General features: G+C 57.4%; 10 protein-coding genes. 4 read left to right on the forward strand and 6 right to left on the reverse strand.

Annotation, left to right across the window (positions count from 1 at the left end; genetic code table 11):
* Positions 1-90 precede the first annotated feature (90 nt).
* The 6 genes from CUC53_RS09975 to nadK form a co-directional block, all read right to left on the reverse strand.
* Complete coding sequence (locus tag CUC53_RS09975) at positions 91-1,440, reverse strand: efflux transporter outer membrane subunit (protein WP_100294023.1); 1,350 nt, start codon at positions 1,438-1,440, stop codon at positions 91-93.
* Between the two features lies 1 nt (position 1,441).
* Entirely contained in the window at positions 1,442-3,397 is a 1,956-nt protein-coding gene (locus tag CUC53_RS09980; protein WP_100294024.1) for a MacB family efflux pump subunit, read from the reverse strand.
* A complete protein-coding gene (locus CUC53_RS09985; RefSeq protein WP_100294025.1) occupies positions 3,394-4,557 on the reverse strand; it encodes an efflux RND transporter periplasmic adaptor subunit in 1,164 nt (387 codons plus the stop codon). Before CUC53_RS09985 ends, CUC53_RS09980 begins: the two co-directional genes overlap by 4 nt.
* Positions 4,558-4,943: 386 nt before the next feature.
* Positions 4,944-5,834: a DHH family phosphoesterase gene (locus tag CUC53_RS09990; protein WP_100294026.1), complete on the reverse strand. Its 891-nt coding sequence runs from the start codon at positions 5,832-5,834 to the stop codon at positions 4,944-4,946.
* Between the two features lie 175 nt (positions 5,835-6,009).
* A complete protein-coding gene (gene recN, locus CUC53_RS09995) occupies positions 6,010-7,674 on the reverse strand; it encodes a DNA repair protein RecN (protein WP_100294027.1) in 1,665 nt (554 codons plus the stop codon).
* Positions 7,675-7,880: 206 nt separating this feature from the next.
* Positions 7,881-8,765: an NAD(+) kinase gene (gene nadK, locus CUC53_RS10000; RefSeq protein ID WP_100294031.1), complete on the reverse strand. Its 885-nt coding sequence runs from the start codon at positions 8,763-8,765 to the stop codon at positions 7,881-7,883.
* 267 nt (positions 8,766-9,032) lie between these two features.
* Here nadK and grpE point away from each other — a divergent pair, with 267 nt between their 5' ends.
* The 4 genes from grpE to CUC53_RS10020 form a co-directional block, all read left to right on the forward strand.
* Positions 9,033-9,608, forward strand: coding sequence for a nucleotide exchange factor GrpE (gene grpE / locus CUC53_RS10005; protein ID WP_100294028.1), 576 nt, complete (start codon positions 9,033-9,035; stop codon positions 9,606-9,608).
* A gap of 287 nt (positions 9,609-9,895) precedes the next feature.
* Entirely contained in the window at positions 9,896-11,824 is a 1,929-nt protein-coding gene (gene dnaK / locus CUC53_RS10010; protein ID WP_100294029.1) for a molecular chaperone DnaK, read from the forward strand.
* Positions 11,825-12,093: 269 nt separating this feature from the next.
* Entirely contained in the window at positions 12,094-13,230 is a 1,137-nt protein-coding gene (gene dnaJ, locus CUC53_RS10015; RefSeq protein ID WP_100294030.1) for a molecular chaperone DnaJ, read from the forward strand.
* A gap of 121 nt (positions 13,231-13,351) precedes the next feature.
* Positions 13,352-14,337 (forward strand): DEAD/DEAH box helicase (locus tag CUC53_RS10020; RefSeq protein WP_157798246.1); only part of this gene is annotated, 986 nt, incomplete at its 3' end.

Here is a 14,337-nt window from a genome sequence, read left to right on the forward strand (position 1 = left end):
CCGACCCTAGGGTCGGCTTTTTGCTCTCCAGCGCGGACGCGCATTGCGCGCTAATCAGCACAGTTCGCCGTGGTCAGGCGGGGGGCATCTTTAGCTATCGCTCCCCCCCACCGCGCGATAGATCTTGGCCATGGTACTAAGCTGCTCTTTTTGCTGCGCAAGCAGCGCCAGCTCGGCATCCCATAGCCGATTCTGTTCATCCAACCAAACTTGCACGCCGGTCTCCCCCGCCTGAAAACGGGCGCCCGCCAATCGTTCTGACTGCTGAGCATATTCAAATTGTGTCTGCAGGTAGCCCAACCGTTGCTGGCCGTAGTGACGAGCCGCCAAACTATCTTCTACCTCAACCAGCGCACTATAGAGCTGCTTACGAAACTCGGTTTCGGCAATCTGGTAGTCCACAGTCGAGCTCGCAATCGCAAGGCGAGTGCGGTTGTATTCGAGGAAGGGAAGCGCCAAGGTTGCCCCCAGCGATCCCACTGGGTTTTGCAATACCTGCGCCAGCCGATCCGAGACGGTGCTGGCGCTGCCCGTTAAGGTCAGACTTGGATAAAACCCAGTGCGAATCTCATCGCCTCTCGCCAAGGTTTTACGCAGCCTGAGTTCTGCGGCTTTCACATCTGGACGGCGGGCCAGCAGATCGGCTGGCATGCCGATCGCCAACTCGGGAATCGGCTGACTCGGCAAGGCCACAGGGCCATATTCAAGCTCGCCATGACTGCGGCCAAGCAGCAGACGCAGCGCGTTGCGAGCCAATTCCTGTTGGGCCTTGAGGGAGGCGAGTTCGGCCTGCTTGGCTGCCTGCTGCTGGCGGGTTTGTGCCACATCGATCGAGGTGACGGCACCAGCCCGAAATTTGACCTCCGTCAGCTGGGTGGTACGAGCTAAGTTGGCCAACTGCTGCTCGCTCAACGTCATAGCCGAGGCGAGATAGCCCAATTGCCAGTACTGCTCTAGGGTATTGCCAATCAGCAGCAAGCGGGTGCTGGCGAGATCCTGCTCGCTGGCAGCAGCCTCCCAGCTGGCCTGATCTCGCACTGCATCCAACTTGCCCCATAAATCCAGCTCGTAACTGAGACCCAGAGAGGGCCCCATACTGCTGCTTGATTTACCGGTTGTCAGGTCCTTGTTGCCACTGGCGCCGAGGCTGCCATTTACCGAAGGGGTCAGATTAGTATCGGCCTGCTCTGTCGCTAGGCGGGCACTCCTGAGCTTAAGGGCGGCAATCCGCATATCGGGATTGGCGGCCAGTACAGCCTCAACCAACTGATTGAGCTGGGGGTCGTCAAACGCCTGCCACCACGGGCCTGCTGCCGCGGCGAGCTGCTCACTGCCCAGCTGCCATGCGGGTGCTAGCGTCAATATTTGGCGCTGATAAAGTGTGGGCTGGCTGCAGCCGCCAAGCGCGACACAGAGTACCCACCAAGATAATTTGTGCATGTTATTCCCTCGCCAGTGCGACCACAGGGTCAAGTCTTGCGGCATTGCGCGCGGGCAAATAGCCAAACAGGATCCCAATCAGTGATGAGCAGCCAAACGCCATCAGGATCGAAAAGAGTGAAAACTGCATCTTGAAACTGTCGATCAGCAAGGAAAACAGCAGACCGATCCCCAAAGAGAGCGCGACCCCTAACAGCCCCCCGAGCAGACTGACCATCACCGCCTCTATCAAGAATTGCTGCAAAATATCCGACTGACGAGCGCCCACGGCCATACGAATACCGATCTCGCGGGTACGCTCCACCACCGAGACCAGCATGATGTTCATCACCCCGACCCCACCGACGATCAGCGAAATCACCGCAATGGCCGAGACCATTAACGTCATGGTTGCAGTGGTTTTCTCCACCGACTTGATGATGCTATCGCTGCTGAAGGTAAAAAAATCCTTCACTCCGTGGCGTTTAGTTAACAGTGCCGTCACCGCTTGTTCCGCCAACGCGGACGGTACCCCATCCTTCACTCGGATGGTGATCTGACTAAAGTGATGCTGCGAGATGAGGCGGCTCATCACCGCGCTATAGGGCAACCAGACATTGACGGATTGGCCAGCAGGACCAAACCCCGTCTCCTGCGCAACCACCCCGACAATGCGCACTGGTAGCGTTCCCACCAGCACCACTTTACCGATCGGATCATCCTGACCAAGCAGACTGGCGATGCGTTTTTGGTCAACCACCGCGACAGCCGCCTGTTGCTGAATATCGTGCGATGCCAGCAGGCGGCCACTGACCAAGGTCATCCCTTTGACTTGGAAGTAATCACTGCTAACCCCCGTCACACTGCCATTACTGGTTTTGTTGCGATAACGCAGCTGGCTCCCACTAGCAATTTCGGGGCTCGCGCCGACGAGGTACGGCTGACCGAGCAGTGCATCCAAATCCCCCTTATTGAGGGTTTGGATCTTGGCCATGTTTTCATCGCCCCACCCTTTGCCCGGGAAAATTTCAATGGTGTTGGTACCCATCGCATTAATCTGCGCGATCACTTTGTTACGCGCCCCCTGACCGAGCGCCACCACGCTGACCACAGCGGCAATCCCGATGATGATCCCTAGCATGGTGAGGAAAGTCCGCATCCGGTGAGCCAACATGGCATGCAGTGCCATTCGTGCGGCCTCCCGATAGCGATCCCAGTCGTGACCGGTCACACCTTGGGCCCGAACCGGCACCTGCGCAAGACGGGGGAGAGCCACCGACTGGCCGCTATCTTGCTCTACCCGACCATCTTTGAGAGTGATGATCCGCTGGGCATGGCTGGCCACGTTCATGTCATGGGTGACCAAAATGATGGTGTGTCCCTGAGCGTGCAGCTCTTTTAGAATGGCCATCACCTCTTTACCACTCTGGCTATCGAGCGCCCCCGTCGGCTCATCGGCGAGGATCACTTCGCCGCCGTTGGCTAACGCCCGAGCAATACTGACTCGCTGTTGCTGCCCGCCAGAGAGCTGGCTCGGGGTATGGTGGCTGCGATCTGCCAGCCCTAGCCTTCCTAGTAACTGACTCGCTCGCGCCTGACGATCAGAGCGATAGGTACCGGCATAGACGGCAGGGATCTCTACGTTGGCGGCAGCATCAAGATGGGGTAACAAGTGGTAACGCTGAAAGATAAAGCCAAAGTGGTGGCAACGCAGCCGGGCAAGCGCTAGGGCATCTAACGTCGCCGTATCTTGGCCACGGAACAGGTACTGGCCGCCGCTGGGATGATCCAGACACCCCAGCACATTCATCAAGGTGGATTTGCCAGAACCAGAGGCGCCGACAATGGCGATCATCTCTCCCGCTTCGATGGTGAGATCCAGCGGATGAAGGACGGTGACCGCCTGATCGCCGCTCTGATAACACCGTGTCACCCCTTTTAACTGGATCAACGGAGCTGAGGTCAAGGGCTCACTCACAACAGCGTCTCCTCATCATCAATGACGATCGATGCGTCGTGGTTGAGCTGGATCTGGTCGTGCTCTGCCAGCCCACTCACCACTTCAATTCGGATCGCATCCTTCATCCCCGTCTTGATGGGACGGACCTCGGTCTGATCGCCATCGGTAACCAAGGTGACCTCGTACTCATTATCCCCAAGCTGCTTGCCCAGCGCAGTTTGTGGCACCGTGAGTACCTGCTTGCGTTCACCAAGCACGACCGTCACCTGCGCCGTCATGGCCACCCGCAACGCGTGGTTAGGATTGGCCACCTCAAACAAGCCGTAGTAGTAAACCGCCGCATTGCTGGTGCTGCTACTCTCCGCACTCTGATCATTGATGTTGGTAGGGGCCAGCTCCACGGCTCGCAGCGTGCCCTGATAACGGGTATCTGGGTCACCAAGTAGGGTGAAGTAGACCGGCATCCCAGCCTTGACCTTGCCCACATCGGCCTCAGAGATCTGCGCCTTGACCGTCATGGTATCGAGATCTGCTAGCTTGAGCAGCGTGGGCACCGTCTGACTTGCCGCCAGCGTTTGCCCTTGTCGGGTCACGATGGCGATCACAGTGCCGTCCATCGGGGCCACGATCTTGGTATAACCCAGCTCGGTCTGCGCCCGCTCGACTCGGATCACTGCGCTGTCGATATTGGCCTGACTATTTTGCAACTCAGCGCGAGTGACAGCTAACTCAGCTTCTGCTCGTTCTAGCTCAGCGCGGGAGCTGGCATCCTGTTTGAACATCTGCAATTGGCGCTGCCACGCGAGCCTATTTTGTTTAAGCTGAGCCTGCTTGATTTTGTGCTGGGCACGGTTACTGGCTAACTCCGCCTCAGCTGTTTTCAGATTGCTTTGCGCAAGCAGGGGATCAATCTCAGCCAATAGCTCCCCTTTTTTGACAATGTCTCCGACCTCGACCGCCAGCCGAGTCACCTGGCCCGAGACTTGAGCCCCCACATCCACCTGTTCAATGGCTTGTAGGGCGCCACTGGCCAGCACCGTCTGCGTAATATCTTCTCGGGTCACCGCTGCGGTCAGCAACGCTTGTGGGGGCGCACTGGGCCACAGCAGCCAACCGATCAACGCAGCCCCCGCCATTGCCGACAGGATCAGGGCACTTTTTTTAGAGGCTATTTTCATCAATCACCTGAATGGAATCAAAACGGGACACACAACACCCGCGTTATCGTGGCGCAAGGCCGCAGCCCAGTACAACCGCAAATGTGTAAGAAAAGTTATGGTGTTATTTATCAATTGTTGGGAGGCAGGGCAGACAGCACACGCGCTGCCCCAGCCCAGCACTAGCTCGGCGCAGGGCTTGAACAATACGAGGCAGCTAGCACCACAAGATAGAAAGGCTGAGGGCCTATCCCATGAGGGCTATTTCATTTGCTACGTTGGTCCGGCGTCGTGCTCAACACCCGCACGATGCGTCACCACACTGACCGCGCTAATGACGCCTACTGGAATAGGCTCTAACAAGAGAGAGCATGTCAACAGGCCCTGAGATAGAGGGCCCCCCGAGCTCACACCTTGGCCAATCGTGATATGACCCAAGGCAAGCCCTGCTTTTTGCGGCTAACCACCCCGGGCAAGCTACATGGCTCGACCGGTAGCTTTTCATGGGGGGTAAAATAGAGGCGGCTCGCTACAGCGCTAAGGTCCGTTACCATCAGCGCGAAAAAATCTAGCCTCTCCTCTTCGCAGCGCCGTGCCATGTCAGCTAACAAGGCAGGGAGCAGCTCAGCCACTTGCTGTTCACTGCCCACTTCTATCTGGCTGATGATGAAATTCAGCCCCTCAGCCTGAAATGCCTTTTCATCTTGGCGCAGCAGCATGGCTGGGGTCAGGCCACCCAGATCGGTTTTCGCCATCAGCACTTGCTGACCAAACTCGGCCAGCGACACTTCAGCCAACGGTGCCAATCGCTCACAGGTGAGGATGTCCTGCGCCGTAGTGGTTGGTGACGTAAGGCAAAGGGTGTCGCTCATGATGGCACCTAACATCAGTCGTGCTTGGCGGCGGGTGACGGGCCCTTGTTGGCTCAGCAGCTCATAGGCAATGGTGCAGCTCGAACCAACGGCCCTTATCCAAGCATCGAGCGGCTCATCGGTGACCAAGCTGCCGAGGCGGTGATGATCCACCAAGCCGATGACCTTAGCATGGGAGAGATCGGCAGGGCCCTGTTCGAGATCGCTGAAATCCACTAACCATACCTGCTCCCCCTCCAACGCATGGGTCAGCAGAGCAGGCTCATCGGCACCCGCCTGTGCCAAGATAAACTGAGTCTCAGTACGCAATTCACCCAGCCGCCATGGGGTCGCCTCGCTGCCTTGGCCATTAAGCCAATCGGCAATCACCAGGGCGCTACAGATGCTGTCACTGTCGGGATGTTTATGGCCGAATACATGAATCATAAATGGGTCTCACCAATACCAAGATGGGGCAGTATCTCACCGCTATTTGCGACGCACTAGCCTTGCCGACACACAGGGGCACCTCTGCGGTTGCTCATGCTGTTGCCCCCTGATGTTGTTGGCAACGGTGATCGCGGGGCTGGTCGCATCGCATCATATCGCAGAGATCGGTCTGTCAGCGCCGCAGCAATTCACGGGCATTGGCGAGGGTGTTATCAGTAATCTGATCCCCGCCCAACAAACGGGCCAGTTCATTGAGCCTGGCTTCTTCACCAAGAGGCTTCATACATGTCTCAGTGGTTTTACCGTCGGTGTGTTTACTCACCACCATGTGCTGGTGACCATTGCCGGCGACTTGGGGCAGATGAGTGACCACCAGCACTTGAGTCGACTCACCAAGCTGGCGCAGCAAACGCCCCACCACCGCAGCGGTCGGACCGCTGATCCCCACATCCACTTCATCGAAAATCAAGGTAGGGGTGGCGACTTTACGGGCACAGATCACCACGATGGCCAAACTGATCCGCGACAACTCACCGCCGGAGGCCACTTTGCCGAGCGGCTGAATAGGCTGGCCAGGGTTGGTGGTAACCATGAACTCCACCCGATCGATACCCAGGGGCGAGAGGCTACTCTGGGCATCGGGCCTCACCTCAATGGCGAAGCGGCCATCCGGCATCGCCAGCTCGTGGATACTGGCCGTCACGTGAGTCGCGAGTTCATCAGCATAACGCTGGCGACTTTGGCTCAGGACTTCAGCGGCCTGAATAAAGGCTTGCCGCGCCGCCGCCAGCTCTTCTTCTATGCCTTCTAGCCGCTCTTCATCAGCGTTCAGCCGTGCCAGATCTATCGCGAGGGTTTGGTGATGCACCGCCAACTCCGCCGGTTTAACGTGGTGTTTGCGGGCCAGCGTGATGGCTTTGGAGAGCCGCTCTTCTAGTTCGTTAAAGCGCTCAGGCTCAAGCTCCAGCTGATCGAGATAGCTGCGTAGCTCACTATGGCTCTCTTGGACGCTGATCAAAGCCTCGTTAAGCATGCCGAGCACATTGCCCAATCGACCATCCATGCCCACCAGCCCCTCGGCGCGATCCACCGCGGTTTGCAGTAAACCAGCGATGGTGGTCTCTTCGTTGTCATAGAGTAAATCAAGGCAAAAACCACACTCCTGCACCAACTCAGTACCATTGGCCAGACGCTGGTGTTCCTCTTCTATCTGTTCAAACTCCCCCAGTTGCAGGGCAAATTCATCCAGCTCCTGCACCTGATATTCAATCAGCTGGCGACGGGCCTCCCGCTGCTGCTGCTCGGCTTTGAGCCGATTAAGCTCGTTGTGCAACTGGCGCCACTGTTGATAGTGCTGGCGCACCTCACTCAGCAGCAAATGGTGGCCGGCGTAACCATCGAGCAGCGTTAACTGGTAGTCAGGTTTGAGCAGCATTTGGTGGGCGTGTTGACCGTGAATATTGACTAGTAGCTGGCCCAGGCCTTTTAGCTGGCTAAGCGGTACTGGCACGCCATTGATATAACTGCGTGAGCGGCCCTCGGCAGAGATGACCCGTCTGACGATACACTCCCCCGCATCCTCCAGCTCATTAGTGGCCAACCAAGCCCGCGCCATGGGGTTGGCATCGAGCTGAAAACGGGCACTGACCTCACTTTTGTCACTTGCTGGGCGCACCATGCTGGCATCGGCTCGCTCCCCCAGACAAAGACCTAACGCATCGATCGCGATGGATTTACCCGCGCCGGTCTCACCGGTGATGCAGGTCATCCCAGATTGCAGATCAAGCTCAAGAAATTTGACGATAGCGAAGTTGTTGACGGTCAGTTGGGTCAGCATGGTCTTATCCTGTGTAGGCCAACATTACTGTATATAACACCAGTATATACTGGCTTTATATACAGTAAAGTGGCGACCTCTCTTTTTAGCTGAACAGGATCGCGCACGCACGTCCGCAGACGTGGCGCACTGGCAGTGCAGTGGGAAAAAATTGGCGCAAGAGCAGGGCACCATGACGCCCTGTCTACGGCCGGCAGAGCCCGTCGTTAAAAGAGTTTGCTGCCCCAACCAAGTTTGTTACGCAGCACATGGAAGTAGCTGTAATCGAGCGGGTGAACCAGATGAAGCTGATGCTGACTCTTCTTGATGAGGATTTCGTCCCCCGGCTGCACCGCCAGGGTCACCTGACCGTCACAACTCACCTGCATGGCATCGTCCTGATTGTCTGGCGAGACCAGCAGCCGCACTTCACTGTCGGCATCAAGCACGATGGGACGACTGCTGAGGGTATGGGGAAACATAGGCACCAAGGTAATGGCATTGAGTTTGGGGGTGAGGATGGCTCCACCGGCCGAGAGAGAATAGGCAGTAGAGCCGGTGGGAGTGGCCACTATGATACCGTCCGAGCGCTGGCTATACATAAAGCTGCCATCGATATAGACCTCAAACTCGATCATGTGGGCGATCTTGCCCGGATGCAGCACCGCCTCGTTCACCGCCAGATTGCTTGCTTTACGCTCACCTTGGCGATAGACCGCCGCCTCCAGCAAAAAGCGATGTTCACTCTTGTAGTGGCCACTGAGCACCTGCTCCAGTGGCAACAAATAATCTTGCGGCGAGAGATCAGTCAAAAAACCCAAGTTGCCTCGGTTAACCCCGATCACCGCCACAGCAAAGCGCGACAGCACCCGTGCCGCCCCCAACATATTGCCATCCCCCCCCACCACAATAGCGAGATCCGCCTGCTGACCCAGCTGCACGAGGTCCATCACGTTGTCGTCGGTTATTCCCAACGTTTCGGCGACTCGGCTCTCGACCAGCACCCGAAAGCCACGGCTAATCAGGTAGTGGTACAACCCGGTGAGGGTTTGATTCGCCCCTTCATGATGGGGTTTGCCAATCAGGGCGATGGTTTTGAAGGGAGAGTCCATAGTCTGTCGGAGCTGGGTGAAGTAGTGCGGGGGAGTATACCGCGCTTTAGCCGGATTGTGTCGCCCCGCCATGAGCAGGCGGCACCGTCATCACCAGAGTGAGCGATACCGCACATAAATCACGGTTTGGCACAAGTCATTCCTGCCACAGCCCTTGAAAGCCAAGACACCGTCCCCATAATAGCGCCAACAGAGCGGGCTAGTGAGCTTGTGTGGCTCAGCGCACGCTCACTGCCCCACATTAGTAACCCTGAAATTGGAGATGTCATGAACCACGAAGAGCAAAAGGTTGAAACGATGGAGCAAGTTGACCCCCAGCCAATCGAGCCGACCGATGTCAACAGTGAAGTGACAGCCGAGCAGGCCCGTATTATCGAACTGGAAGCGCAGTTAGCCGCAGCCCAACAGGGCGCAGTCGAAGAGCGTGAACGGGCCATTCGCGCCGTTGCCGAGATGGAAAATCTGCGCCGCCGAGCGGCACAAGATGTGGAGAAAGCCCACAAGTTTGCGCTGGAGAAGTTCGCCGGCGAACTGCTGCCGGTGCTAGACAATCTGGAGCGTGCTATCGAGCTGGCTGATAAAGAGAGTGAGGCCCTCAAGCCGATGATCGAAGGGGTCGAATTGACCCTGAAATCGATGCAGAGCAGTGTCGCCAAATTCGGTTTGCTGGCGCTCGACCCCACCAACCAGCCATTTGACCCGAATGCCCACCAAGCGATGAGCATGATCCCCAGTGCCGACGTGGCACCGAACACCGTCATTGCCGTGATGCAAAAAGGCTATGAGCTAAATGGTCGGGTTATCCGTCCAGCCATGGTCATGGTTGCTAAAGCCGTCGATTAAGTGGCCACAGGGTGACGGAGCCCGCCCCATGGCGGGCTTTTTGTTTATCCGCATCCCCCTCTGAGGTGACATGGCTGCGCTCAGCGCTGCGCCATGACAACGCGGGGGTTTTTTAGGGTAAGGGCTTGAAGCGCTATCCTACGACCCCATATAGGGGGTAAGGCCGCGGCGGCACAAAAAATTGATGCCGGGAGCTTGAAAGCCAATCTGGCAGGCCCCACCTAGCCGTTAACGCATTAAGGCGAGTTGCTCGCCAGTTTATTTCAAAGTATTTGGAGATTCGTCAAATGGGTAAAATCATCGGTATTGACCTGGGTACTACCAACTCCTGCGTCGCTATTCTGGATGGCGACACCGCTCGCGTGATCGAGAACGCAGAAGGCGATCGTACTACTCCGTCCATCATTGCCTATGCCGATGATGGCGAGATCTTGGTGGGTCAGCCGGCTAAGCGTCAGGCCATCACCAACCCGAAAAACACCCTGTTCGCCATCAAGCGTCTGATCGGTCGTCGGTTTGAAGATGAAGAAGTACAGCGTGACCTGAAGATCATGCCGTATGCCATCGCCAAAGCGGACAACGGCGACGCCTGGGTTGAAGTGAAGGGCAAGAAAATGGCACCGCCGCAGATCTCTGCCGAAGTGCTGAAGAAGATGAAGAAGACCGCCGAGGATTACCTGGGCGAGCCGGTGACCGAAGCCGTTATCACAGTGCCGGCCTACTTCAACGATGCCCAGCGTCAGGCGACCAAAGATGCCGGTCGCATCGCGGGTCTGGATGTAAAACGGATCATCAACGAACCGACTGCCGCAGCATTTGCTTACGGCGTCAACAAGGTCAAGGGCGAGCGCAAGGTTGCCGTCTATGACCTGGGTGGCGGTACGTTCGATATCTCCATCATCGAGATCGACGAAGTCGAAGGCGAGACCACCTTCGAAGTACTGGCGACCAACGGTAACACCCATCTGGGTGGTGAGGACTTCGATAACCGCGTCATCAACTATCTGGTCGACGAGTTCAAGCGTGAGCAGGGCATCGATCTGCGTAACGACCAGCTGGCTCTGCAGCGTCTGAAAGATGCCGCCGAGAAAGCCAAGATCGAGCTCTCTTCTGCCCAGCAGACCGACGTCAACCTGCCGTACATCACTGCCGATGCCACTGGCCCTAAGCACATGAACATCAAGGTGACCCGCGCTAAGCTGGAGTCCTTGGTGGAAGACATGGTGAAGGACTCTCTGGAGCCAGTTCGTACCGCTCTGAAAGACTCAGGTCTGGCAGTCGGCGAGATCGACGACGTGATCCTGGTGGGTGGTCAGACCCGTATGCCACTGGTACAGAAGACCGTGGCCGAGTTCTTTGGCAAAGAGCCGCGCAAAGACGTTAACCCAGACGAAGCCGTGGCCATGGGTGCTGCCATTCAGGGCGCCGTGCTGTCTGGTGAGAAGACCGACGTACTGCTGCTGGACGTCACCCCGCTCTCCCTGGGTATCGAAACCATGGGTAGCGTGATGACGGCGCTGATCGAGAAGAACACCACTATCCCGACCAAAAAGTCCCAAGTGTTCTCCACTGCCGAAGACAACCAGTCTGCCGTGACCATTCACGTGCTGCAGGGTGAGCGCAAGCGCGCCAGCGACAACAAATCACTGGGCCAGTTCAACCTAGAAGGCATCCGTCCGGCACCGCGCGGCCTGCCACAGATCGAAGTGACCTTCGACATCGACGCGAACGGTATCCTGCACGTCTCCGCCAAAGACAAAGAGACCAACAAAGAGCAAAAGATCACGATTCAAGCCTCTTCTGGTCTCTCTGATGAGGAGATCGAACGCATGGTGCGTGAAGCCGAAGCCAACGCGGCCGAGGACAAGAAGTTCGAAGAGTTGGTACAAGCCCGTAACCAAGCTGACGGTCTGGTCCACTCGGTACGTAAACAAGTGACCGAAGCCGGTGAAGCGCTGCCTGCCGACGACAAGAGCAAGATCGAGACCGCGCTGAGCGAGCTGGAAGCAGTGATCAAAGGGGATGACAAAGCGGCCATTGATGCGAAACAACAAGCGCTGATGGAAGCTTCCCAGAAGCTGATGGAAATTGCCCAGCAGCAAGCTCAGGCCCAAGGCGCTGCAGGTGCTGATGCCGGTCAGTCCTCCTCTTCAACCAAGGCTGACGATGACGTGGTCGACGCCGAGTTTGAAGAAGTGAAAGACGACAAGAAGTAAGCCCGACCCAGATGGGCGAAGCAGGCTTCGCCCATCTGCTCAGAATCTGTTCACGGTCTGTCGCGAGAGGCCGTCAGCAAGGTAAAGAGCAGCGCAAGAACCGGAGTGTATGTGAATACATGAGCACTCTTGGTTACAAACAAGCGAGCTGCACATGAGCCTTGATCACGGCTTCGTAGTAAGAGTGTGAGCAGATTCGTCAATGAATTTACGGGCGTTGGGTGACCAACGCCCGTCTGCATAACTGCTGATAATGCAACAGGATTAGTATGTCGAAGCGCGATTTCTATGAAGTGCTCGGGTTATCGAAAGGAGCCGACGAGCGCGAGATCAAGAAGGCGTACAAACGTCTGGCCATGAAATATCACCCGGATCGTAATCAGGGTGATGCCGCATCCGAAGAGAAGTTTAAAGAGGTCAAGGAGGCCTACGAGGTCCTGACCGATGCCAATCTGCGTGCCCGCTACGATCAGTACGGCCATGCTGGGGTTGACCCAAGCCAAGGCGGTGGCCAAGGTGGCTTTGGTGGTGGCGCCGATTTTGGCGACATCTTCGGTGATGTATTTGGCGATATTTTCGGTGGCCGCGGCGGCGGTCGCCGTGGTCCGGCCCGTGGCTCGGATCTGCGTTACACCATGGAGCTGACCTTGGAAGAGGCGGTCCGTGGCGCCTCCAAAGAGATCAAAGTGCCGACCTTGGTGCACTGTGAAGTCTGTAACGGCTCCGGCGCCCACACCGGCAGCACAGCCCAAACCTGCCCAACTTGCCATGGCTCCGGCCAAGTGCAGATGCGTCAGGGCTTTTTCGCTGTGCAGCAAGCGTGCCCGCACTGTCACGGTCGCGGCAAGATCATCAAAGATCCGTGCCGTAAGTGTCACGGTGATGGCCGTTACCAACGCACTAAGACCCTGTCAGTGAAAATTCCCGCTGGAGTCGATACTGGCGATCGGATCCGCCTCTCCGGCGAAGGGGAAGCGGGCGAAGCGGGGGCACCTGCAGGGGATCTCTACGTCGAGATGCACATCAAAGCGCACGATATCTTCGTGCGTGATGGCAATAACCTCTACTGCGAAGTCCCCATCAGCTTCACCGCCGCTGCCTTGGGCGGCGAGATTGAAGTGCCGACCCTCGATGGCCGGGTCAAGCTCAAAGTGACCCCTGAAACCCAGACCGGCAAGATGTTCCGGATGCGGGCCAAAGGCGTCAAATCGGTGCGTTCCGGTCAAGTCGGCGATCTGATGTGCAAGGTGGTGATCGAAACCCCGGTTAACCTCACCGAAGCACAAAAAGAGCTGTTGCGTCAGTTAGATGAGTCATTTAGCGGCGCTGCCGCCAAGACCCACAAGCCTAAATCAGAAGGTTTCTTCGAAGGGGTAAAACGCTTCTTCGACGATCTCACCAGCTAAGCGTAGCGTCTGAGCAAGCAGGGCCAGCCAGAAGGCTGGCCCTGTTGTTTCCAGCGTCTTGCGCTGCTTTTTATCCGCCAGCTCCCTATAATGGCGCTTCGTTTTATCATACCAAGCCAGCATGTTCGTTCTCAGACCCTATCAAACCGACGCCGTTAACGCCGTGATCAACCATTTTCGCCAGCACCCAGATCCCGCGGTGGTGGTGCTGCCCACTGGGGCGGGCAAGAGTCTGGTGATCGCCGAGCTGGCCCGCAAAGCGCGCGGTCGGGTGTTGGTGCTGGCCCACGTCAAGGAGCTGGTGGAGCAGAACCACGGCAAGTACGAGGCATGGGGGCTCAAGGCCGACATCTTCGCCGCCGGGCTGGATCGCAAGGAGGCAAGCGCTCAGGTGGTGTTCGGCTCGGTGCAATCGGTGGCCCGTAATCTGGCTGCCTTCGACGGGGCGTTTTCGCTGCTGATCATCGACGAGTGTCATCGGGTCTCGCTCGATGACGACAGCCAGTACCATCAGGTGTTAGACCACCTCAAGGCCGCCAATCCGGCGCTCAAGATCCTCGGCCTCACCGCCACCCCCTATCGGCTCGGACTAGGGTGGATCTATCGGCGTCACTACCACGGTATGGTCAAAAGCCACGGTGAGCGGCTGTTTGGTGACTGTGTGTTCGAGCTGCCCTTGCGTTTTATGGTCAAACACGGCTACCTGACGCCGCCGCGCATGGTGGATGCCCCCATCGTTCACTACGACTTCAGCAAGCTGGTGGCGCGGGAGAACGGCCTGTTCAGCGGGGCAGATCTCAATAGCGAGCTCAAACGCCAAGAGCGGGTTACCCCCCATATCATCAGTCAAGTACTGGAGTATGCTGCCGACCGGCAGGGGGTCATGATCTTCGCCGCCACCGTCGAACACGCCCGTGAAATCCACGGCCTGCTTGGTGCCAGAGGCCAGCAGGCAGCCCTTATTACCGGCGAAACACCGGGGCCGGAGCGCGATGCCCTTATCAGCGCCTTCAAGGCGCGGACCATCAAGTTTCTGGTCAACGTAGCGGTACTCACCACCGGCTTCGATGCCCCCCATGTCGATCTTATCGTGATGCTGCGCCCCAC

It is taken from the genome of Aeromonas cavernicola, from assembly GCF_002795305.1.
Taxonomy (GTDB): domain Bacteria; phylum Pseudomonadota; class Gammaproteobacteria; order Enterobacterales; family Aeromonadaceae; genus Aeromonas; species Aeromonas cavernicola.

Excerpts from the sequence above, each read along its gene's own strand:
- grpE (WP_100294028.1), top strand. The coding sequence starts at position 9,033 with ATGAACCACGAAGAGCAAAAGGTTGAAACGATGGAGCAAGTTGACCCC.
- CUC53_RS09985 (WP_100294025.1), bottom strand. The coding sequence starts at position 4,557 with ATGAAAATAGCCTCTAAAAAAAGTGCCCTGATCCTGTCGGCAATGGCG.
- CUC53_RS09975 (WP_100294023.1), bottom strand. The coding sequence starts at position 1,440 with ATGCACAAATTATCTTGGTGGGTACTCTGTGTCGCGCTTGGCGGCTGC.
- dnaK (WP_100294029.1), top strand. The coding sequence starts at position 9,896 with ATGGGTAAAATCATCGGTATTGACCTGGGTACTACCAACTCCTGCGTC.
- recN (WP_100294027.1), bottom strand. The coding sequence starts at position 7,674 with ATGCTGACCCAACTGACCGTCAACAACTTCGCTATCGTCAAATTTCTT.
- CUC53_RS09990 (WP_100294026.1), bottom strand. The coding sequence starts at position 5,834 with ATGATTCATGTATTCGGCCATAAACATCCCGACAGTGACAGCATCTGT.
- dnaJ (WP_100294030.1), top strand. The coding sequence starts at position 12,094 with ATGTCGAAGCGCGATTTCTATGAAGTGCTCGGGTTATCGAAAGGAGCC.
- nadK (WP_100294031.1), bottom strand. The coding sequence starts at position 8,765 with ATGGACTCTCCCTTCAAAACCATCGCCCTGATTGGCAAACCCCATCAT.